This is a genomic window from Trichocoleus sp. AS-A1 (genome assembly GCF_039962015.1).
Taxonomy (GTDB): Bacteria; Cyanobacteriota; Cyanobacteriia; order Cyanobacteriales; family FACHB-T130; genus FACHB-T130.
In genome coordinates, this window is sequence record NZ_JAMPKG010000018.1 from 47,512 (window position 1) to 70,319 (window position 22,808).

The window sequence follows — 22,808 nt, forward strand, 5'->3', positions numbered from 1 at the left end:
TCCTTGTTTGATGTGTCTTTTGAGTTCCGTATCTTCGCTGATTTTTACAATTGACTATTAGTTGTAGTCAGTATTTTTTCCAATAGCGATCGCGCCCAATATCCCTATTATTAAAATTACTGCTAAGCTCTCTATCAGCGTAAATCCAGCGGTTGAGAGTTGCAATCTTTTGTGGATTACCTATATGCACAAAATTCGCACCCAACTTCTCAAGTTTCTTCTTTGGGTGCGTGTTTCGGATTCTGTATCTTCGCTGATTTTTAATTAGCTATGTTTCCAGCTATTAACTAAGGGCATTTATCATCTGTCGCGGCTTGGATTGCCCCCAATAAAGTTGCCACCTTGACGCACCGCTTGGGTCCTGTAGGCGCTGTATAACTACTATTGGCTGTAGCCACTGCGATAGTTAAACCTGTGTCGGCATCCTGTGGTAGAGTACCCTGATAATTAAAAGTAATTGTTTTCGCAGTTGTTGGAGCATAACTGACACTGCCAACTTTGTTAGGAGTATTGATGTTGGTGTAAAGTAAAATTTGACCTGGTTTGATGTCTTGATTTTCTCCTAACTTCTTCCACTCATTAGCAGGAATAGTAGCGGCAGAAACATCAGCACGATGAACAACCATCTTCGGAACTTGACCGTCAGTTTTAAAACTGACACTATAATCGCGCTTTGTCCTTTTAGCCTCTCGCTGGGCTTCTCGAAGGGCATTTAAGGCGGCATCGTTAACAGCATTCACTCGTTGACGATTCAGAAAGCCAAGCCAACCTGGCGCTGCAATCGCGCTTAAAATCCCAACTATTATAATTACTACCAGCAACTCGATCATCGTAAAGCCAGAGCTAGAGGCAGTTGGCTTGTCCCTATGCCGAGCTTTCTTTGCTGCTTCTACTAAATGCGATCGCTGTAATCTCTTTGGTATAATTAAGCTTCTCATAATTTCCTCTTTGCCTATTAAAGACCCAGCGAACCGCGGCCTTTTACTTGGACACTTGCAGATGGACAAGATGTACCAGGCTTACTGGCATCGCAAGTAGCATCTGGTTTAAATCGAGCTGTGGCATTTCCTTTGATAAATACTTGTGCTAGCGCTTGGGCTGGATCTACGACACAAGCATAAAAGCCATTTATTCCAATAGGTGTAACTGTCTTTGACTGTCCTGTCGTTGGGTCTATGGTAGGTTGGCAAGTCCCTATAGCGGAATCCGAGTCAATATAATCAACTAGGATGCGTGTGGGGGCCTGATATGCATCAGCGCCTTTTGTCCACTGAGTCATGATGCTTGTGATCCCACCCGAAAGGTTGGCGTCAAACATTTTAAAACCCTTATTTTCAGCCGTTTCAGAACCAATATAGGCTGAGGAATTGCTAGCCAGAGCCACAGTATTTTTGGGATTTTTCACCCTATCTTCAATTTGAAATCGTCCAATCCGAGCTTTATTAGACCACGTAGAGTCAGGAGTTTTAATGAGATAGTAGGCAACTAAAGAATACACTACAGCATCGTCACTCTGGTTTTTAGCTGCCCCTGTAACAGGGACAACACCTTTTTTGACTTCACGCTTCCAGAATACGACGACAGGCGTACAGCTGCTACCAGTAGCACAACCAGGGGTCCCTGCAAGGGGTGGTATTTGGGCTTTAATTGCATTTACCCCATTGGCATCGTAAATATAAACTGCCTCTTGCAAATCTTGGGCGATGTAACCAAGGGCTGATTGGATTTCTTGCTCAGTGTTTGCCTTTGCCTGTTCTTTGCGATCTGTTTCCAAAATATTGAGCATGAATCCTAGCAAAGGCGTTATTACTAGAGCTGCCATAATCATAGCCACCAGCAGTTCAATCAGGGTAAAGCCGCCTGTTTTCCGACCCAGATGAGAGCGCTTTAGCTTTAGCTGAGTATTCAGAATAAATTCGAGTGGACTAATCATGCTGCTGTTTCCCCTTTTACTGACCAATATAGAGCAGTCAAAGAATTTGATAATGGCGCTTTGTTTACTCCAAGCCAGCCTCTACTGACAACCTTTGCTGATACCATCCGGTTTTTTAATGCGAGCGCACAAATCATTCAACGAGGATTGACCTGTCGGGGCAATTTCCGTGGTTGTTTGCACGAGTGGCGCTTCACGTCGAGTAGCATCAATTTGTTTTGTAGCCGTGACTCCACCTGTGAAACTAGATTGGGTTTCACCTCCACCTCCTACCAACGTCGTACCGCTCTTAAAGGCATCTGCCCTGTAAACTCGCACCCCGAGGCTGTAGCCTTTGCTAGCATCAGTTGCAGTTACGTATGAACTTGAGTAGCCAAACCCTTGAACTATCATGTCTTGGAGGCTATCTGTGGTACACGTTCCATTACCGTCACCATCAACGCAGTATAAGTTAGCTGGTGAAGTGCAATAATCTATGTTCTTAGAGCAGGTTAAAGTTCCGGAAGTTGGGGGGGCTACTGTACCTAGCATAGTTGTGCTGGTGATAGGTGGAGAAGCTACCTTGCCAGAGCGGACACCATCAATGTAGGTTGAAGCGGCTTTAGAGGCCAGTTCCACCCGTTTAGCCTGTAGCCTGGTTGCTGTGGACAGAACAATAACTGGTGCGATCGCTGTCATTAAGATAGCAATCACAATAATTGCCAGCAACGACTCAATCAAGGTGAAACCAGTCTCGCTAGACTGGGAGGAAACGTGCTTGTGCTTGCGCTTGCGCTTAATCATGGTCAGCTAAATCCCAATAGGTTCTGGACACGGCTCTATCAGTTGTTATGGAATGGCAGGGCAGTTACTAGGACGCTGGTTTGCATTAATGGCTGCTCCCGCAGCTTTACCTTGAGCATCGGCTGTTGCCGCACACAATAATGTTTCAATCCACGGATCGTCCCGATTTACTTCTCTAAAGTATTCGCTAGGAGGAGTAGTAGGCGGTTGTGTGAATTGTTGCGTAATCAAATCAGGCAACTGAGACAGCAGGCCCACATCATAGCCCCATTGGCGGTTAGGTGGGTAATAGAAGGGCGACATCCCCTCAGTGCTGCTCCCGGTGAGTGGGGTGTTTTTAGTTCTATAAACCTGTCGGTAGTCTGCGCCGAACAGAGTTGTGTCTCCCTTGGGGGTAGAACCAGCTAGTTGAATTGTTTGCCAGGGGGCTGTAGCGTAGGCACTGCGTTTGTACTGGATTAATGAACCACTAATCCGGCTATTAACGTTTTCCCAGTTTTCTAAGAAACGCACAAAGTTTTCCAAACCGCCGTTAGATTCTGTAGGACGTGGAGGTGTGTCACCAGCGATCGCTACTAGATTAGATTTTGTCTCAGTAGCTGTCTGCATCCAGTTTTTGCCCGTATCTGTAGATATACCCTGTGGATTGAGGGTAGCGCTACCGGGGGTACCAGTCGGTGTGTGTATTTGCAGAACGGGTACTAACAGCGGCTGCTCGGTTGTTCCAGCGGTTAATGGTTTGAGGTAGAACAGGGGCTTATTGTTTGCATAAGTACTTCCCGCAGTTGGGTCTGTGGTGCTATTGCTTGTCCTAAACCATAGTGCGTTATTTGCTGTCCTAGGTACCGTTGGGTACGCCAGTCGATTTATTTTCCCTGCACCTGTACCTATGAGACCCAAAGGAACTGCTGGGGTGTTGTTAATTATTGGTGCTCCGTCTGATTTCAGCAACTGGTTACTGCTATTCCGCCAGAAAGCGACTCGACGGGCATAGCGTTGGTATTCTGGAGCCGCAAGTTGAGCCGTCGTTCCTGCCTTATGAATAGCTGGATCGAAATCAGTAGTACCGGGAGTGATTGCTGAGGCTTTTATGCCTGCTGTAGGGGCAGAGTTATCGAAGGGTGCGGGTAGCTTAACCCACCAGTCGTTAGGTGTACAGCTCGAAACAGGCAGTTTCGGACAGACTTCCATCAAATACTCTGAGGAATTTACCCGTCGCTGAATTGGAGTAACAAAGTTGTTGACATAGGAACTGCCCTGAACTCCAGTAGCAGTAGGAGCTATATCAAAGTCTTTAGGAAAGCCATCTGCTGGCTGAAACCAATCGCTACTGGTGAGGAAGTTATTGTCAAAGAAGCCATTTTGGCTGTACGCCGGTGAAGCTATATTTCCTTGATTATTTCTTAGGTCAAAGTCTCCCTCATTCCGGAAACCGAACCTGTAATTATTAGAAAGCAGAGTAACGGCATCTGCTAAAACTGTTGCCGATCGCCACGTATCACCTGTTTGACATTTGTTGTTAGGAAGTCTAGGGTCACCTGTGCGACAGGCGAAGTTGTCGTTTATATTCGCAGCGGTGCGAGCGTAGAAATTGCTCCAATCATCTGCCAACAAGCTGCCACCTTTAAACTCTTCGCCGCTGCTGTGTAAATTAAAGTCCCCCTTTACGTAAGCAGGCAAGTTGCTAGCCAAGATAAACCCTTTTTCTTCAGGTCTGTAAGCCGTCTGGCGGCTTAAATTGCTGCCATTTGTTAACACAATCGCGTTGGGGCGGCGGGTTGAGTCAAGCTGATAGTCAGTTGGACTTACCAGTTTGCTGCTATTGCTTTTATCCAGTAGTGCGTCATCACGAGTGGCATAAATAATGCCGCTGTTTGGTATCAAATATTCTTGTCCGCCAGGGCCACCGGCAATTGTTTTTGTCCGCAGTAGATTTAAATCTAATACTGTAGCCCGAACTTCTAGAGGCTGACGCAATTCAAGGCTGCGATTGTAATCTGTACTAAGTGGGGCTGTGGCAGTCCCAATGGATTTTATCTCTCTAGCGTCAAGGAATGTTGTTTCGTAGATGGCTCCATGAGGGACTGGCGGAGCAGCCATTGGCACTGGGCTAGTAGTTTTTAAAAGCTCTATCGCACAAATCGCTGTATCAATTGCTGAATTTTCAGCTAGCGACAGTGGCTTATTTAGAGTATTTTTTTCCAAAGCATTTCTTAATGGTTCATTAGCAATCCGCCCATCAGGAAATACCAGTCGGGCCTGTCGGGTTAACTCAGGCAAATAGGCAGCAATATTTCTGCCAGGAAAAGCGTAAACGATGCCGTTGTTGGACTTGCCATTCGCCAACCCACCCGGACTTGCGGTTTGATCAGCTGAAGGATTTGTCCAGTTTGTTAGCAGAGCCTGTTCGTTTTGGGCAGTAATCGCATTTGTAGGGTTGTAGTAGCTACTCACACATGCAATTGGTTTCTGAGCGGCTCCCGCTTCTTGCGCGTAGTGATAAACGGCTGTGGCTCTCATGAGCAGGTCGCCCTTTCTTGGCTGTAGAACTCCACTTACATTCACTACACCTGACATAGGCATAGAGTCAGGCCAGACATAGATGTTAGGCAAAGCAGCGTAGTTAGGCGGCGGCGTCGCACCTGTATTAAGGGTAGGATTCGGCAGAAAGGAATTTGCGGTGCGGGGTCTGAGGGCTACTCCATTTGCAACAATCCCATCATCATCAACATAAATTCCTGCACCTGTGACTATACGCAAACCCCCCTGATTATCGAGCGGGTTCGGTTTCGCCTCAGCGGCTTTTTGTTCCATTAAACCGTCCCGCTCCGTAACACCCGCATTTAGACTCGTAAGCTTATCGACGCGGGTGGTGCGGGTGCGAGCCTGAGTAGCAGGGTTGTTACCCACTTCATCCCAGTTGTTCGTAGGTAGAACCTTTTGAGGCGAGTCTTTCCCGATGAACTTTGCTGTTGTGGTGTCATACCAGAGGAAAGGCAGGTTGTTGCCGACCAAAATGCGATCGCCAATCAATTTTTCCCGCCCCTTATAAACCTCCTGCTGTTTTTGCGGTTCTGTCGCCGGTAGTTTATTAAGTTGCAGCGTCAAGCCAGTGTTAGAGGTATTATTATTTGTGAAATCAAACGGATATACCCACTTATCCAAAGGTCTTAAAGAATCGCCGCTACCTAGCAGCACACTCGCTGCCGTTTCAGTACCTACCCCGCTGGCTCCAAAAGCAACTTCCTTAAATGGAACGCGGCGCAGGCGTTTCCCAAAGTAGATTTCCAGTTCTTCTCGGCGTAACTCGACTGGATCTAAAGTGTTGCCAGATGCTGCTTGGCGCTTGACAATATTAGTCTTAACTTCCGATGGATCTGTTGTATCAGCTTTAGCAAACTGTGCATCTACTAATAAGTTCAACCGTTGAGCATAAGCCAGGCTATTATAGGCTGTATCTGTTGCTGTTTCCGCCACAGACTTATTGGTAGCATTGATATTAGCACCAAGAGGATTAGCTCCGGGATTAGCATCTGGGTTAAATAAATCTACCTGAACTCCATTTCCTTCTCCCTCCCCAGTAATGCGACCATTCCCTACGTTGCCACCGACTATAATTTTGCTATTTTCTGCCTCAAAGAAACAAGAATCTGGGCTACTTACTTGATATAGCCTGATAGGATCGAAGACTTTACCAGTTAGCAAGTTAGCATTCGCAAATATACGTCCATTCAGCTTTAAACCAGCGCCTGGTGCAATCTCTAGATCGTCTTCATAGACAACCGCATTGTTAGTGAGGGGGATGCGAGCTTGATCTTGCTGAAACTCCAGCGCCGAAAATCCTTTGGTTTTTGCTGCTTCATATTTACCTGCATTTGTACCCGTATCCAGACCGAGAGCCGCGACATCTGTAATCGGTACAGTAGCAGTAAAAACATAGAAACTTTTCTTCAGCTTCGAGCCTAATTTTTGCCAGTTTGTGTCCCCCACTAAGCTAGCGCTAGTACCTGATGCGGCTGGGCACTGATTGCTGGTTGAACTTTCATCTAAGGGAGGCGTTCTGGCTTCTAAAGGGTTTCGAGGTCGATCAAATTTTCCGCTAGTATCGCGAGTAGGACTCCGAAAGAAAATACCGTATAGCGTAAAACTATCAAACTTGCCATCGTTATCTGTATCAACTGGATATCTCCAAGCAGTTTTTAGGGTTTCTTGCTTTTCCAGCTGACCTGTTTCATTTAACGCACCGCCATTTTTATCTATATCAAAACCCAGCTTCAACGGAACCTCATCACCCAGCGTATAGGCTTTAATACTGCTGGTCATAGCCTCGGAGAGAGGGCTATCCCCAGGCGTTGAGCGCGGCAGTGTGGGGTCAGTAAATAAAGCTGCTATCTTAGCTTTAGCGCGATCAATCGCTGGAGTTCCAGCCGCCAGCACTGCCGTATCTACCCGAATATTGCTGGCATTTTTAGATCGATCGAAAGCTCGGAACATCATGGCGGTGGTGAGCAATATGACCACCAAAATCACCATTGTGACAGTTGGCAGCAAAAATCCTGCCGTACTAAGCTTTGAGCTTCGACCGATAACCATTAAGCTCCGCAAGAGCCAGTTCATGAGCGTTTTGGTAATCACTCTTGCTAGCTGCATCATTTGTCGGAAAAAATTCTGGATAGCTTTAACTAGCTTGTTGCGGGATGACATGGCTGCTTTCCTGTCAAAGGTGAGAGATGGGTGGAATGAAGAGTTTAAAACTTAAAAAATTAAGAACTGGCGTCGAAAGGGTTGAGAAAAGGCTGAATGCCTAAAATTTCGCTTTTTATGAGGTGAGGGGAAGCTTCATCAAAAATTTATAGTTCGACATTTCTCCTCTGTCTTAACAACCCAATTTCTGGCGGGCAACCGGGAAACTACGCACTCAGATGTTTAACGGCTGTTTAATGGCTTGTTAAATTTTTCAGTACCTTTCCGGAGTAGAAATGTCGGTTCCGTATTCTGGAATAAAGGCTAGATGTGCGCTTCCCCCAAGGGATAGATTTAAGAGTCTCTATAAACCATCTTTGCAAACATAGCGTTTAGCTTCAACACAACTTAACAAAAAATCGGGGTAGATTTACTGTAGTTAAGATACCCAGATGTTGTGCAAAACCTATCACCTCTAGTAAAAAAATAAAGAAACTGCCCAACACGCACCATGAAGTGGGGTATCAGGCAGCAAATAAATAACAAAGTGTAGAGACATCGCGGGCAACGTCTCTACTAGAAGCTATAAGCACTCAGGGACTCTCTAGAGGCTGTACTAATAGTGATTCAGGTTAATTCCCGCTTCTTTAGCCATCGTTTGCAGACCCTTTAGCTCTAGAGTCTTGATTGCCTTCGTAGAAAGCCTTAGCTTCACCCAGCGATTCCCTTGAGGCCACCAAACCCGTTTCCATTGCAGATTTGCTTCCTGTAGCTTTTTGGTACGCCGGTGAGAGTGAGAAACTGCATAGGCATTATTCGCCTTTTTGCCGGTCAGCTGACATTTGCGCGACATAGTCTAATCTCCAGATTTTCGGTCGTTATTTAGATATAGCTTTTAGATTGTACCCAAGCTATTGCTTAGGTGGGCACTGCCCACCCATACTCGCCTAGCGTTCTGTCAGACGAGTTAGCACTTGATTCGACCGTTCCACAAAGGATTTCATCCCTTCAGCGTCAAATCCTTTCTGAGCCATTAGCGCCAAATCATAGATATGCTGGCACATCAGATTAGCCAAATCGCCGGTGGGCGATTGACCGTCACCTTGGATAATACTACCTTGGCTCAACTGAACTAGATTTTGAATCAGCGGGTGCGCGGTATTGACCACTAAGGTGTGTTCTTCGGGAAACTCAACGTTTTGCTGCTGCATCAATGCGTTCATCTCCCGCAGACGCCGCAGAACTTCTGGCAAGAGTACCATTGCTGGTGGGGTTCCCTGAGGATCATCTGACTTGAGCGCCTCGGTGCGGATGTTCAGTTTGGGCTTGTTGAGGGCTTTCTGAAATAACTCTTTGATCTGTTCTGAGCGAGTTTTGTTAGTTTTGGGGTCAACAATTTCTCCTGCTTTATCCTGGTCAAGCAGGGTTTGGTCGAGGTCAGAGTCTACGCGGGAGAACTTAACATTCGGATGTTCATGCTCTAGGAAGCTGATGAAGTGAGAGTCTATGAAGGAGTCCATAAACAGGACTTCTAGACCTTGGTTTTTGTGTAGTCCTACGTAGGTCGCCTGGGAGACTTCATCGGTGCAGTAAAAAACTCGATTTTCGTGGCGGTCTTTATTCCGTTCCAGGTACTCTTTGAGGGTGGTGTAGTTAGTGGCGAGGGCTTCGGACTGAGGGCTGAGAGGTGAAGAAGCCGAGGTTTGACTTGGGGTCACTTCTTGCCAGACATCGCCCTCTTGAGATTGCACTTCAACGGCTGGGATATCGGATTGAGCAGTTTCTGGAGCCGCAGGTGTAAGGTTCGCAGTGGTGCGATAAATCAGGATGTCTTCGACTTGTTTTTTGAATTTGTCGTCGTTGAGGGAGCCGAATTTGACGAAAGTGCCTACGTCTTGCCAGCAGCGGATATATTCGCCGCGATTTTCGCGGTAAAGTTCTTTCAAGCGATCGCCTACTTTCTTGGCAATGTAATCGGCAATTCTCCGCACTGTCCGGTCGTTGGTTAAGGAACTGCGGGAGACATTCAAGGGGATGTCAGTGCTATCAATGACGCCTCGCAGCGGCAGCAGGAACTTGGGAATAACTTCTTCGCAATGGTCGCTGACAAATACTTGATTGCAGAACAGCTTAATTTGCCCTTTGGTGGTGTCTACATCCGGCTTGAGCTTCGGGAAGTAAAGAATCCCGTTCAGGATGAAGGGATAGTCGGTGTTAAGATGCACCCACAGCAGCGGCTCTTCTTGGAAAGGGTAGAGGTAGCGGTAGAATTCTAGATAATCTTCTTTGGTCAGATTTTGGGGCGATTCCTTCCAAGGTGCCTTTTGGCGGTTGATTGTCTCTCCGTCCAGTTGGATAGCTACTGGCATGAAGTCGCAGTAAGTTTTTACCAACTGCCGAATCCGCATTGGTTCCAGGTATTCCACTTCCTCATCCTGAAGCGTGAGGGTGATGGTGGTGCCGCGTTCAGTTTTTGGTGAGTCTTCTAACTGAAATACGGGTGAACCATCACAAGACCAGTGGACGGCGGAAGCTCCTTGCTGGTAAGAAAGGGTATCAATCTCGACTTTTTGGGCCACCATGAAGGAGGAGTAGAAGCCAAGACCGAAGTGACCGATAATTTGTTGATCTGCGCTGGCTTTGTACTTTTGGATAAATTCTTCGGCGCTAGAGAAGGCAACTTGGTTGATGTATTTCTTGACCTCCTCTGCCGTCATGCCGATACCGTTATCCGAGATGGAGAGAGTTTTTTTGTCTTTGTCAATTGCGATTTTGATTTCTGGTTCGCCCAGTTCGCCGGTGAATTCGCCTGCGAAGGAAACCATCTTGAGTTTCTGGATGGCATCCACAGCGTTTGAAACCAGTTCCCGCAAGAAGATCTCGTGGTCTGTGTAGAGAGATTTCTTGATAATCGGGAAAATATTCTCGGTATGAATTGTGATTGTGCCTTGTTCCAGCATAGTTAGGGATCTCTAATTCGCTTGCTTGGAGTATCTTAAATATTGATTGTGAGCGATCGCTGTTCGTTCTGAGTAGAGGACAAAGCTGCTTAACCCTATGGGATTCCCGCCCATCGAGATGCGGATTTCCCTACTTTCTAGTTTAGTAAGGGAAATTGTAACTGGGCGCGATCGCTCAATCCCCACACAAAATGCTGATTATTCAGTTTTTTTAGTTCCAATTAGTAGTTATAGAGTTTCAAGAGGGGGATATTTTTTCAATTGTCGGACTTAATTTCTTGAGTAAACTTTATAGCTTCATCTGCCAATAGTGTTTATTCAGTCAAAGCGTTTTTGCTCTACAAGAGCTAATAAACTATTTTTTTATGTTCGCTACTAGTCGCTATAGTCATGTTGATGACGGACATCAATGCAGCTAAACTCCCAATAGGCAATATGATTTAAATTTTACTCTCTTTTCTTTAGGAAACTAAGTTTATCAATAATTGTTTAACGCTTTGGCTAACACTTGCCCAATTTAACCGAGATTGATACTCATCAAAAGCTGACATAGCTAGTTTTTTATAATCTGTATAATCTTCCATTATAGACACTATATAGTCGCAGTAATTTGAAACACTAGCATCTATTGAAAAAGTTCTACCATTAACCTTTTCTTTAATAATGGTTTTAATACCGCCTACATCACTTGCCAAACAGGGTACTCCAAAGGAATTTGCTTCAATTAAGACGTGGGGGGAACAATCTGCTAAAGTAGGCAAAATTAAAAAATGGGATTCAGTCATAAGTTTATTCAATTTATTTAATCCTGCTTGGGTAGATTTATCAATGAATCCTTGAACTTCAACAAAATTGGGCAGAGGCTCGTTAAGAGTTGGTTTACACCCAACTACTGTTAATGTTGTATTCAAGCCCATTTGGTTTAATTGCTTCGTTACATCAAGGGCTATATTCCCCCCTTTGCGGAGCCAATCAACACCCACGAATAGTAATTTACATGGACGGGAAATTCTAGATTCCAATATCTTATAAATATCATCTTTTGTCCGATTACACTCTATATTAGCTCCCCAAGGAACGACTTGTACTTTAGACGGATTCATCCCATAGAGTTTAATCGCTGTTTGAGCAGCCCAGTCTGACGAAAATATTATTAAATTGCATCTATCTAATGCGTATTTTTCTAAAATATATATATTATTTCTAGTGTTGTTACATAAATTGCTTAAATAAGGATAAAAATCAATCAATCCTGCCAAAGTTGTATCTATCCATAGCACAATAGGTTGCTCACAGTTAAGATAGGCAACCGGCAGTGCATTTTCTGTACACAACACAATATCTGCGTTTATACCAGATATTTTTTTCGAAATTTGAGTTGCATAATCTCTTACGACTAAGGGTTCTGACCAGCCGTAATAATCTTTCTTAAATAAATATCGATAAAAGCTCCACTTAATTTTGGTTATCAATGTAAACTTTTTTTTCAAAGGGCTAATATAATTTAAGCCGATTGATTGAGATTCTAAATTTTTTGAAATGTAATGAGCTGCTCCCCATATACCTACATGATTTTTGGGAGGCTTAGAATACCTGGTTAATTCAAAGGTTGTTACATAAGCAATTTTCATGAATTTAAGCTAATTTTAGGTTAGATAAAATTAAGTTGATTTATAACTTAAGCTACAGTAATTCTGTTAATAGACTTTTGACAGTTTTTCCGGCTACGCTCCAATTTAATCGAGACTGATACTCATTAAATGAAGAAATTGCTATCCTATCATATTCATAAACTTGCTTAAAGGTTTGTAAAATATAACTACAATAATCTGCCACGCTAGCATCTAATGAAAATATTTTACCATTGAAATTGTCTCGAAGAATGGTTGGTATACCACCAACATTTGTCGATATGGATGGCAATCCAAATGAACTTGCTTCCCGAATAACAGCGGGTGTCCAGTCTTCCCTTGAAGGTAAAATAAGAAAATGTGATTCCATAAATAATTGTTCCAGTACTTGCTGACCCTCCTTTTTCGCTCTATCTATAAAACCAAACGTTCGCACAAATTTGGGTAAAGGTTCATTACTTATAGGTTGACAGCCTGCTATACTTAATTCAGTAGTTAAACCTGATTTATTTAGCTCTTTAGCAATCTCCAGAGCTATATCACCGCCTTTTCTCAACCAATTAACTCCCAAAAAAAGCAATTTACATGTTTTTGAGCTTTTTGATATTAAAATACTTTTAATATCATCTAACGTTCGGTTACATTCTATATTTGCGCCGCTAGGAACTACTTTTATTTTTGATGGATTAACCTCATAAGTTTTTATTACTGCTTGAGCAGCCCGTTCTGATGAAAATATAACTAATTTACATTTTTTTAAAGCTAATAAATCCATATGAGTTAGATTCTTAATCGATTCTCTACAAGGAACTCCATTCGGTAAAGAATTTAGAATTCCAGAGTAAAGAGAGTCAGTCCACAGAATAATATGTTGCTTGCACTCTAGATAAGCAACCAAATTTATGTTTGGAGATACAACTATATCAGCATTGGTATTCAATAGCTTTTGGGAAATTTGATTAGCGTAATTCCTACCAGCAGATGGTTCTGCCCAATACTGATAAGTATCTTTAGTTATAGGTTTATATAGACGATACTTTAACTTTGCTAGCAATGAATGTTTTTCTTTTAAACAACCAATATATTCAAAAGAATCGAATTGTTCTTCTAGTGTTTTATACATATAATAGCTACTTCCAAAGTGACCAAGTAGATGATGAGGAATGTTTGCTTTTTTTGAAAAGTCGTATTGAGTCAAAAATGCTATTTTCATTGCTTTTTTAATATTTATTTTGAGTTCATCTATAGTTATTTTTCAATAAACACCTAAATATTAAGGCAATTAAACTGAAACCTCAAGAAGTATTTCCGAGAATTGTCTTTAATAAACTAGAATTTGCTTATTGACTAAACCCGATATGACTCTATTAAAAATATCATGATAAGTAGTGCATGCTATGTTCATTGACTTTGTTCAAAGTTTGCGTTTACGTTAATAAAATCTTTGACTGGCAATTTTTTATATATTCCTAAAAAAGGGCTATAAAGTTGCCCTAATTGGGACTGAAGTTCACAAGCTTGAACAACATTATTGGGTAAAGAATTTTTATTTTTTAGGTAGTAAATTAATATTTTTAAGCTATTGCGTAATGTAAAAAATGGTATCAAAAAAGGTAGGAAGGGACGCTGCCATCGATAAAACCGAGTGACTCGCGTGAGATGATTGGAAAGGCCATATCCATGAGCCAGTCTGAGTAGATAGGCTTGTTCTAATCGATATGGGGGAATATGATGCCAAATCTCCATTTTGGGATTGTGCCAAACTTCCCACTTACTATTTTGAATATAGAACATTATTTCGGCATCTTCTCCGGCAGCCATTGTTTTCTCGTCTCTGCCAGGTATTAGGAGTTTTTCTGGAGGAGGAACGGCGTCTTGCCATGCCTGCTTCCGGATGACTGAACCGGGTGCAGCAGGAATTCGGCGCGGTTTATCGGAACGCTTGTAGTGAAAAGGCGTTGCACCTCGGTTATAGATAGTAAGATACCCTTTTATTTGCTCAAAGTAGGGGGGTGGTAGTTCATCGAGTTTGGCATGAATAATGCCACCATAGGCTCCCACTTGAGGGCGATCGCAACCAAAGCGATAAGCTTCGGCTATCCAGTTGTCTGCTGGTAGATTATCGTCATCCAAAAATCCAATCAAGTCGCTGCTTCTAGCTTCCTGCACGGCTCGATATCGAGCATAGGTAGCGCCTTGTTTGGCTTCAAAAACATATCTTAACTGGCTATCTTGACGCCAATTGGTTGCATAGCGAGCAACGACAGCAGCAGTATCGTCATTGCTGTTGTTGTCAACAACTAGCACTTCCCATTCAATATCCTCTGTACCAACTTGATGAAGCAGTTGATCTAGAACTTCGGGCAGACGTTCTGCACCGTTATATGTGCAAATGGCTACAGTAAAGTCCACGGATATGTTCTTGGCGTTGTCGCATCAATTTTGGATGTTGTATTGCTTTCAGACTAACAGTAGAGACGTTTAGAGGCAACGTCTCTACTGATGATTGTTAAATGATTTGAGCTTCAAGGAGGCTGAGGGACTGTTTTTTGCTGAAAGTCAGCGTATTGTCCACACAATCAACCAAGATGGTGTCGCCACTCACGAAGGTATTTTCTAGCAGCGCTGTGGCAAGGGTATTTTGCAATTCACGCTGAATGGCGCGTTTCAAAGGACGAGCACCATAGATTGGATCGTAGCCGACTTCTGCCAAGTGGTCTTGGGCAGCTGCCGAGAGTTCGATGGTGATTTTTTGATCGGCTAGCAGCTTCTCAATCTGTTTGATTTGAATACTAACAATCTGGCGCAGTTCCGAGCGTTCCAGCCGGTGGAAGAGAATAATGTCGTCCACGCGGTTGAGGAATTCGGGGCGGAAATGCGATCGCAAAGCATCCGTTACTTTCTTCTGCATCAATTCGTACTGGTCCTCGTTCCCCCCCAGATCGAGAATATGCTCGCTGCCGATGTTGCTTGTCATCACAATCACCGTATTCCGGAAATCTACCGTCCTGCCTTGGGAATCGGTAATTCTTCCATCATCCAGCACTTGCAGCAAGATGTTGAACACATCGCGGTGGGCTTTTTCCACTTCATCCAGCAGCACGACCGAGTAGGGGCGACGGCGAATTGCCTCAGACAGTTGACCGCCTTCTTCGTAACCGACGTACCCTGGAGGGGCACCTACGAGGCGAGAGACAGCGTGTTTTTCCATATACTCGGACATATCAATCCGTACCAGGGCGTCCTCGCTGTCAAACAGGAACTGAGCTAAGGCACGGGCTAGCTCGGTTTTGCCCACCCCTGTTGGCCCCATAAACAGGAAAGAACCGATCGGGCGACTAGGATCTTTCATCCCCGCGCGGGTGCGACGGATAGCAGCAGAAACGGCGGCAACGGCTTCTTGCTGACCGATCACCCGTTCGTGGAGATGAGATTCAAGCTGGAGTAGCTTTTGCCGTTCCGACTCTAGCAGGCGGTTGACTGGGATACCCGTCCATTTAGCGACAATTTCGGCAATGTCGTCTTCGCGTACCTCTTCCCGCAGCAAGGCAGCACCGCGAGATTGCAGTTCCAACAGTTGGGCTTCTTTGGCTTCCCGGTCGCGTCCTAAAACCTCCAACCGTCCATACTTCAGCTGAGCAGCTTTGTTAAGGTCGTAGGCGCGTTCTGCCTGCTCTATTTGCACCCGGAGTTTATCTTCTTCCTCCTTCACTGCGTTAATGTCTTCTAAGAGCTGTTTTTCTGATTGCCACTGGGAACTGAGTTGAACTTGTTTTTCGCTCAGGGAGGCAATCTCTTGTTCAATACGCTCTAAACGCTCTTGAGAAGAACGGAAGGCACCCACAACGGTTGTTAAACCCGTCCGTTGACCTTCTCCTTGCAGGGAGAGCTTTTCCATCTCTAGCTGCATCACCCGTCGGTCAATTGCCTCTAGTTCTACCGGCTTGGACGTAATCTCCATTTTCAGCTTGGCAGCAGCTTCATCGACCAAGTCAATTGCTTTATCTGGCAAAAACCGCTCGGTGATGTAGCGATCGCTCAAGCTGGCGGCGGCAACTAAGGCAGAATCGGTAATCTTCACGCCGTGGTGGACTTCGTAACGTTCTTTCAGCCCCCGCAGAATCGAAACCGTGTCTTCTACGCTGGGCTGATTAACATAGACTTGTTGAAACCGGCGTTCGAGTGCCGCATCTTTTTCAATGTGCTTGCGGTACTCGTCTAGGGTCGTCGCGCCAATGCAACGCAGTTCTCCCCGCGCCAGCATCGGTTTAAGCAAGTTACTCGCATCCATTGCCCCTTGAGTGGCACCCGCACCAACCACCGTGTGCATCTCATCAATAAAGAGGACAATCTGACCGACTGAATCGATGACTTCTTTTAGCACCGATCTGAGGCGGTCTTCAAATTCTCCCCGATATTTGGCTCCCGCAATCAGACTCCCCATATCCAGGGCAATTAGGCGGCGGTTCTTCAAAGATTCAGGTACATCGCCGTTGATGATGCGCTGGGCTAACCCTTCTGCGATCGCTGTCTTACCTACTCCTGGTTCCCCAATCAAAACGGGGTTGTTCTTACTCCGGCGAGATAGCACCTGCACCACGCGGCGAATTTCCTCATCTCGCCCAATTACGGGGTCTAACTTACCGGATTTGGCTGTTTCTGTCAGGTCGCGCCCGTACTTTTCCAAGGCTTCATAGCGAGCCTCGGGATTTTGGTCTTTTACTTTCTGCGTACCCCGAACCTCTTTGATCGTTGCTTCTAGCTTTTGCCGATCGAAGTTGAAGCTTTTAAGCAACCGGCGTCCGATGCGGTCATCTTCGACGAAGCCGACTAATAGATGTTCTACCGAGATGAATTCGTCCTGCAAGGTAGTTCGTGAGGCTTCAGCTCGGTCTAACATGACATCTAAGCCCCTCCCCAGGTACAACTGGTCAACGACAGCGACTTTGGGCTGGCGTTGGGTGAAGGCTTCGAGTTGCGACTTTAACGCCTGGATGTCCACATTGACTCGACTCAAAATCCGATTTGTCAGCCCTTCTTCTTCTTCCAGAAGCGCGATCGTTAAATGCTCTACCTCTAGCTGCTGATTTTTGAATCGACGCGCCACATCTTGAGATTTGATGATGGCTTCCCAGGCTTTCTCAGTAAACTTGGCAGGGTCAGTAGGCTGCATTTTATAAAACGAATCTCAGTCGAATACCGTGTCTCACACGTCAGTATAACAATCTGGAGTCAATGGCTCATTGCCAGATTGCGAATTAAAAAAAATTCCCTCCCTGGTGTGAGGGAAGGAATGGAGGGTGGGATGAAAGTCCACCTTTCGACTCAACAAGGGCGGAGAGACTCCACCCCAATCGCACTTAACTGACTACTTCTGCCTCAACAGGCTCTGGCTTCGGTTCGCGCACTTCCTGCTTGATGGTGAGGTAGCGGATGACTTCTTCCGACAGACGCATTGCCCGTTCCATCGGCGCTATCTGGCTGCCATTGCATTGGTAATTCATCTGGACATAAATGCCTTCCCGATGCTTGCCGATATCTTGAGCTAGACGCCGCCGACCCCGATGCTGGATTTCGATGTCGTGTGCCCCATTGTCGCTCAAAATACCTTGATACTTGGCGATCGCCAAGTTTACTTGTTCCTCGGTCAAATCGGGACGGAGGATGTACATAGTTTCGTAAACGATCTGCATTGCTGTTAATCTCCTTATGGACAAGACGGCTTCTTCTAGCACTGGGACTAGGAAGTTTGGGATTGGGAATGGAAGTCGCACCTTGAAAATCTCAACTCGCTAGCCTATAGCGTCTAAAGATGAAGAAGCAAGGAATTAAAATCTTACTACCAGTCCATCAATTGTACAAAGTTACCAGGGTAAATTCACCTCAACGTCCAGACCACACATCAGCATAATCAAATAGCAGTCAACATTATGGCGCAGCGCTACGTCCGAGTCCGAACCGCAAAAGGACAGACTTACTACGGTTTATTGCAACTAAGCCGAGGCGTTCAGGTGCTTGATGCGCCTCCCTGGTTACACGGGCAACCTACGGATTTGCAGTTAGAACCCGATACTTATCAAATTCTGGCTCCTTGTGCCCCGTCTAAAATTATCGCGGTGGGCAAAAATTATGCCAGCCACGCCGCTGAAATGGGGACGGATGTGCCAAAAGAACCGTTACTATTTCTCAAGCCGCCAACGTGTGTCACCGCAGCGGGGACAGAAATTCACTACCCCCCGCAGTCACAGCGAGTGGACTACGAGGGCGAATTAGCTTTAATCATTGGCGATCGCGTTTATTGCTGTACGCCAGAAGAGGCACAAACTAAAATTTGGGGTTACACCATTGCCAATGATGTTACCGCCCGCGATCTGCAAAAGCAGGATCTTCAATGGACGCGGGCAAAAGGATTTGATACTTTTTGTCCTTTGGGACCGTGGATCGTCCGTGAGTTGAGTCCGGCTGCCCGCTTGCAAACTTTTCTCAATGACGATCCCCAGCCGGTGCAGTCAGCACTGATTAATCAGATGGTATTTGCGCCCGATTTTCTAGTGTCTTACATCTCTCAGGTGATGACACTGTTGCCGGGAGACGTGGTGTTGACTGGAACGCCTCAAGGGATTGGTCCGATGCAGGTGGGCGATCGCGTTCGCATCGAAATTGAAGGCATCGGTCACATGGAAAACACGATTGTGTCACGTCCCACACCAGCCGCGCCCTAACGAGGATTCTGCCTGCGGCAAGAAACTAGGGAACTTGGCTGTAAACTGCCTCTGAAATCCCAGGAATTTCTGCGTAACGTCCTATCACAGACTGAACAACTGAATAGGCGCAGGCAGCAAGCGTTCCTAGAAAAACAACATTAAACAGCGTTTGTCCTACCAAGCCAGTTCCTAGCGCTGGAGTCAAAATTTGCAATGCCATAGTACACAAAAATAGAGCAATGTCTATTAAGAGTGCCTGCATGGTGTTAAAACGAATGAAATGGCTAATCTTTTCGTTTCTAACTACGCCTAAGAACAAGACAAAGAAAATGATTAAACTGGCAAACGGTATACTGTAAATTGCTAGCAACGGTTGTAGCGGCAATAAAATCAGTGCTAAGACAGGAAACTGTCTAAACAGATACGCCCCAAAGGGAAGCACAGAAAGCAAAGGGAGTAAATAAGGAAGGCAAGCGAAAACCCGGTCTTTCGCTGTTGCTGAACCACGCCAAGTCATCGTGCGTTCTCCTGAAATAATATATTTATCGCCAGTTATTACTAAGTTCAGGATAACGCAGATGCGATGTCAACCAGGACACCCCTAGGTCAGACGTGCCTCATCAAAGACAAGGAGCCTGTAGCGTAGGCGCACTCTTGTTTGTCAGAGAAAGTAGCGATCGCCATTAAACCCCAAATCGCAAATAGCACCTCAGCAGGCTTTAAAATTCAGCAAATAAACTTGAGCAAAACGAGATTACTCAATATTGGCAATCCGGAAGCCCATAAGACACTCGTATTGATCGGGTTGATTTTCGGTAAGCTTGTGAATCGCTTGAGCGCAGCGGAGCTGCCCCTGACGCCAGCGGGGTTGACCACTTTGATCGGCAAGTAAACAGGTCTGACAAACTTGTTTGGGGGAGAGTATCTGCTCATCCGTAAGAATGACTAACATTTAATACCTCCACGAGAGCTTTAATTCGCCCGCATCCATTCTAGGTCAGGTTTTCGGCGAAATATGGTAAATTAACATACAGCTTAATGTCCTCTCCTAAAAGTAGGAGTGAGGATGGTTACTAAAGCGACGCTTTGTGCGTGTGGGAAGAGAGGAGGGCAGAAAATAAATTTGGCACCTAACTTTGGGAGCTGAACAGTATGGGCGTCTAATCCCTCTAAAGTCTTGCAGTTTGCGATCGCATCGGTTGCCAAGTGGGTAAGGTTAACATCATGGGCAACTTTTTCTAAACCCCAATTTATCCGGGGTTGGCGATCAAATGTCAAGCAAATTTTTCCAGATCCTCTAGCCCCTTATGAATGGGCGAGAGAAATACAGCAAAATTGCATACTGCGCCAGGTTAGCTAGTTTGGATGAAAGGTTGCCAAAAATTGTTCGCTTCAAGTGTTAACAGAAAAGTTGGGTAGAGACACGACTCCAACAGCGTTAAGATTGAAGACTCCCGAAAATACTGACCTGGGCTAGTAGCGCGGACATGGCGTTGACCGAAAGCGCACCCGAATCAAAGTTTGAAAGGAAGACTGACACTATTTCTAGGGGTTCACTTTGTGAGTAAAACAAACTTAGACTTTCTAGCCGAAACCGATCCTACCGTTGCCAGCTTTGTCCACGAAGAACTCCAGCGCCAACGCGCCCACTTGGAGCTAATTGCCAGTGAAAACTTTACCTCCGCAGCAGTGCTGGCAGCACAAGGCTCGGTATTAACAAATAAGTATGCCGAAGGTTTGCCGGGGAAACGCTATTACGGCGGCTGTGACTTTATCGACAAAATTGAGCAATTGGCGATTGACCGCGCCAAACAGCTATTTGGAGCAGCCCACGCGAACGTGCAACCGCATTCGGGGGCGCAGGCGAATTTTGCTGTTTTCCTGACCCTGTTGCAGCCAGGAGACACGATTATGGGGATGGATTTGTCCCACGGGGGGCATTTAACCCACGGTTCGCCAGTAAATGTGTCGGGGAAGTGGTTTAAGGTTTGCCACTATGGAGTCAGTCAGGAAACCGAGCAGCTAGACTACGAGCAAATCCGGGATTTGGCGCTACAACACCGTCCTAAGTTAATCATTTGCGGCTATTCAGCTTATCCACGCATCATTGACTTTGAGAAATTCCGCGCGATCGCTGATGAAGTCGGAGCTTATCTATTAGCGGATATCGCCCATATTGCGGGTTTAGTTGCCACAGGTCATCACCCCAATCCTCTACCCCACTGCCACGTCGTCACCACCACCACCCACAAGACCCTGCGCGGTCCTAGAGGTGGCTTAATTATGACCAGCGACCCAGAACTCGGCAAGCAACTAGATAAAGCCGTGTTCCCCGGTACTCAAGGGGGTCCCTTAGAACACGTCATTGCCGCTAAGGCGGTGGCATTTGGGGAAGCATTGCAACCCGCGTTTAAAACTTATTCGGCGCAAGTAATTGAAAATGCTCGTGCTTTGGCAACTCAGTTGCAAAAACGCGGCTTCAAGATTGTTTCTAACGGGACTGACAATCACTTGATGCTTGTAGACTTGCGCTCTATCAGCATGACTGGCAAGCGAGCAGATCAGCTAGTGAGCGGAGTGAACATTACCGCGAATAAAAATACCGTACCCTTCGATCCAGAGTCGCCGTTTGTAACCAGCGGCTTGCGGCTGGGTTCGCCAGCAATGACGACGCGCGGGATGTCTACTGGTGAATTTACAGAAATCGGGGATATTATTGCCGAACGGCTCCTGAATCCAGAAGAGGAAGCAGTGGTGGCGGAATGTCGGCGGCGAGTGGCAGCATTATGCGATCGCTTCCCCCTGTACCCCCACCTGACAATTCCCGTACCAGCCTTGGCATAGAAATCTTAGGGGCATAGTAAGGGCGGCTATGCCCCTACTTCCCATTCCCTCGCTTAATTCCCCATCCCCCTCTGCCTCTTCCCGTCTGAAATGTAGTAGACTCTGCCTGACGATTGTTTTGAAGGATGAAAGATCAATAGCGATTAGCAATCAGCTAACAGCTTTTTTTGATTTCTCCCTTCTGATGTCTAGTACCCTACTTAATTTCAGATGCCCCCCCAGCTGTATCACCTGGTTGCCTTTCTCGTATCTGCCTGTGTTGTCCTCTGGGCAACACCCGTTGTGAACAAAATTGGCCTCCAAAAGGGACTGGTTGATTTACCCAGTGAGCGCAAAGTCCATAAGCATCCTATCGTGCGGGTGGGAGGTGTCTCTATCTTTGCAGGCACCATTATTGCCCTACTGATTGTTTGGGGAACCGGGGGATTTGGCGCTTTGAGCGCAGAGAAATCCCTAGAAGTTTGGGGCGTTATCTTGGGTGGTCTTGGTTTTTTCCTGGTTGGCTTAGCCGATGATTTGTTTAGTTTGTCGCCTTTCTTGCGGCTGTTTCTGCAAATTATCATTGCCAGCTGGGCTTGGCACCTCGGCGTCCAAATTGACTTCCTCACCGTTCCCTTCGCTGGACTGGTCACATTGCCAGACACAATTAGCTGGCCGATTACCGTCATTTGGCTGGTCGGTCTGACTAATGCCATCAATTGGATTGATGGTCTAGACGGTCTAGCTGCTGGTGTTTCTGGCATCGCTGCCGTGGTGATGCTGATTGTGAGTTTGTTTATGAACCAACCGGCGGCAGCACTGATTGCCGCAGCGCTTGCCGGTGGCTCATTGGGATTTCTTCGATATAATTTCAACCCCGCTCAGATTTTTATGGGGGATGGGGGAGCCTATTTTATGGGCTTTACCCTTGCTGGTGTCGGCGTAATTGGCTTAGTAAAAAGCACTGCTGTCACTGCGGTATTACTGCCTTACCTGATTCTGGCTGTGCCAATTGTGGATATGTCAGCGGTGATTGTGCAACGGCTGTTGCGAGGCAATTCGCCTTTTATTGGCGATAAATTCCATCTGCATCATCGGCTGCTGCAAGCGGGTCTGCCACAACGTTTAATAGTTTTGTTTATCTACGCTTTGACGCTCTGGGTGGGAAGTTTAGCCCTGGCTCTGGCTAAAATACCAAGCGGACTTGCTTATGCGATGGGTGCAACGTTGTTGTTGGGGTATACCAGCTGGCAAGTTTGGCGAAATTCGCGTATGAGGAGTGAGGAATGAG

18 protein-coding genes are annotated in these 22,808 nt (G+C 45.9%); 3 read left to right on the forward strand and 15 right to left on the reverse strand.

Annotated elements, in window-relative coordinates:
- Positions 1-57: 57 nt before the first annotated feature.
- The 12 genes from NC994_RS15375 to rpsF form a co-directional block, all read right to left on the reverse strand.
- A complete protein-coding gene (locus NC994_RS15375) occupies positions 58-165 on the reverse strand; it encodes a prepilin-type N-terminal cleavage/methylation domain-containing protein (RefSeq protein ID WP_199299756.1) in 108 nt (35 codons plus the stop codon).
- Positions 166-287: 122 nt separating this feature from the next.
- Positions 288-938 carry a prepilin-type N-terminal cleavage/methylation domain-containing protein gene (locus NC994_RS15380; protein ID WP_190439194.1) on the reverse strand — a complete coding sequence of 217 codons (651 nt, stop codon included), beginning with the start codon at positions 936-938 and terminating at the stop codon, positions 288-290.
- 17 nt (positions 939-955) lie between these two features.
- Complete coding sequence (hpsC, locus tag NC994_RS15385; protein WP_190439197.1) at positions 956-1,933, reverse strand: hormogonium polysaccharide secretion pseudopilin HpsC; 978 nt, start codon at positions 1,931-1,933, stop codon at positions 956-958.
- An 81-nt stretch (positions 1,934-2,014) separates the two neighbouring features.
- A complete protein-coding gene (hpsB, locus tag NC994_RS15390) occupies positions 2,015-2,716 on the reverse strand; it encodes a hormogonium polysaccharide secretion pseudopilin HpsB (RefSeq protein ID WP_190439200.1) in 702 nt (233 codons plus the stop codon).
- Positions 2,717-2,761: 45 nt separating this feature from the next.
- Positions 2,762-7,420, reverse strand: coding sequence for a hormogonium polysaccharide biosynthesis protein HpsA (gene hpsA / locus NC994_RS15395; protein WP_190439203.1), 4,659 nt, complete (start codon positions 7,418-7,420; stop codon positions 2,762-2,764).
- Between the two features lie 595 nt (positions 7,421-8,015).
- A complete protein-coding gene (gene rpmB, locus NC994_RS15400; RefSeq protein WP_190410643.1) occupies positions 8,016-8,252 on the reverse strand; it encodes a 50S ribosomal protein L28 in 237 nt (78 codons plus the stop codon).
- Between the two features lie 94 nt (positions 8,253-8,346).
- Positions 8,347-10,359: a molecular chaperone HtpG gene (htpG, locus tag NC994_RS15405; RefSeq protein ID WP_190439206.1), complete on the reverse strand. Its 2,013-nt coding sequence runs from the start codon at positions 10,357-10,359 to the stop codon at positions 8,347-8,349.
- A gap of 461 nt (positions 10,360-10,820) precedes the next feature.
- A complete protein-coding gene (locus tag NC994_RS15410; protein ID WP_190439210.1) occupies positions 10,821-11,990 on the reverse strand; it encodes a glycosyltransferase family 4 protein in 1,170 nt (389 codons plus the stop codon).
- Between the two features lie 52 nt (positions 11,991-12,042).
- Positions 12,043-13,203: a glycosyltransferase gene (locus tag NC994_RS15415; protein WP_190439213.1), complete on the reverse strand. Its 1,161-nt coding sequence runs from the start codon at positions 13,201-13,203 to the stop codon at positions 12,043-12,045.
- 188 nt (positions 13,204-13,391) lie between these two features.
- The gene (hpsE, locus tag NC994_RS15420; RefSeq protein WP_190439217.1) at positions 13,392-14,402 is read right to left on the reverse strand and encodes a hormogonium polysaccharide biosynthesis glycosyltransferase HpsE; all 1,011 of its coding nucleotides are present in this window, start codon (positions 14,400-14,402) and stop codon (positions 13,392-13,394) included.
- A gap of 97 nt (positions 14,403-14,499) precedes the next feature.
- Positions 14,500-17,163 (reverse strand): ATP-dependent chaperone ClpB, encoded by a 2,664-nt coding sequence (clpB, locus tag NC994_RS15425; RefSeq protein ID WP_190410637.1) that lies wholly within the window; start codon positions 17,161-17,163, stop codon positions 14,500-14,502.
- A 187-nt stretch (positions 17,164-17,350) separates the two neighbouring features.
- Positions 17,351-17,683, reverse strand: a complete 333-nt coding sequence (gene rpsF, locus NC994_RS15430) for a 30S ribosomal protein S6 (protein WP_190439222.1) — start codon at positions 17,681-17,683, stop codon at positions 17,351-17,353.
- Between the two features lie 237 nt (positions 17,684-17,920).
- Between rpsF and NC994_RS15435 the strand changes: the two genes are divergently transcribed.
- Complete coding sequence (locus NC994_RS15435) at positions 17,921-18,712, forward strand: fumarylacetoacetate hydrolase family protein (protein ID WP_190410635.1); 792 nt, start codon at positions 17,921-17,923, stop codon at positions 18,710-18,712.
- Positions 18,713-18,737: 25 nt separating this feature from the next.
- Here the strand turns inward: NC994_RS15435 and NC994_RS15440 are convergent, their stop codons facing one another.
- The 3 genes from NC994_RS15440 to NC994_RS15450 all read right to left on the reverse strand — a co-directional run bounded on the left by NC994_RS15440 (position 18,738) and on the right by NC994_RS15450 (position 19,972).
- A complete protein-coding gene (locus NC994_RS15440; RefSeq protein ID WP_190410634.1) occupies positions 18,738-19,211 on the reverse strand; it encodes a Tic20 family protein in 474 nt (157 codons plus the stop codon).
- Between the two features lie 237 nt (positions 19,212-19,448).
- Positions 19,449-19,646: a hypothetical protein gene (locus NC994_RS15445; RefSeq protein ID WP_190410633.1), complete on the reverse strand. Its 198-nt coding sequence runs from the start codon at positions 19,644-19,646 to the stop codon at positions 19,449-19,451.
- 83 nt (positions 19,647-19,729) lie between these two features.
- Positions 19,730-19,972 (reverse strand): hypothetical protein, encoded by a 243-nt coding sequence (locus NC994_RS15450; RefSeq protein ID WP_190410632.1) that lies wholly within the window; start codon positions 19,970-19,972, stop codon positions 19,730-19,732.
- A 282-nt stretch (positions 19,973-20,254) separates the two neighbouring features.
- Between NC994_RS15450 and glyA the strand changes: the two genes are divergently transcribed.
- Together glyA and NC994_RS15460 are read left to right on the forward strand one after the other, a co-directional pair.
- Positions 20,255-21,538 (forward strand): serine hydroxymethyltransferase, encoded by a 1,284-nt coding sequence (gene glyA, locus NC994_RS15455; protein ID WP_190439225.1) that lies wholly within the window; start codon positions 20,255-20,257, stop codon positions 21,536-21,538.
- Between the two features lie 210 nt (positions 21,539-21,748).
- The gene (locus NC994_RS15460) at positions 21,749-22,807 is read left to right on the forward strand and encodes an MraY family glycosyltransferase (protein ID WP_190410630.1); all 1,059 of its coding nucleotides are present in this window, start codon (positions 21,749-21,751) and stop codon (positions 22,805-22,807) included.
- Position 22,808 lies beyond the last annotated feature (1 nt).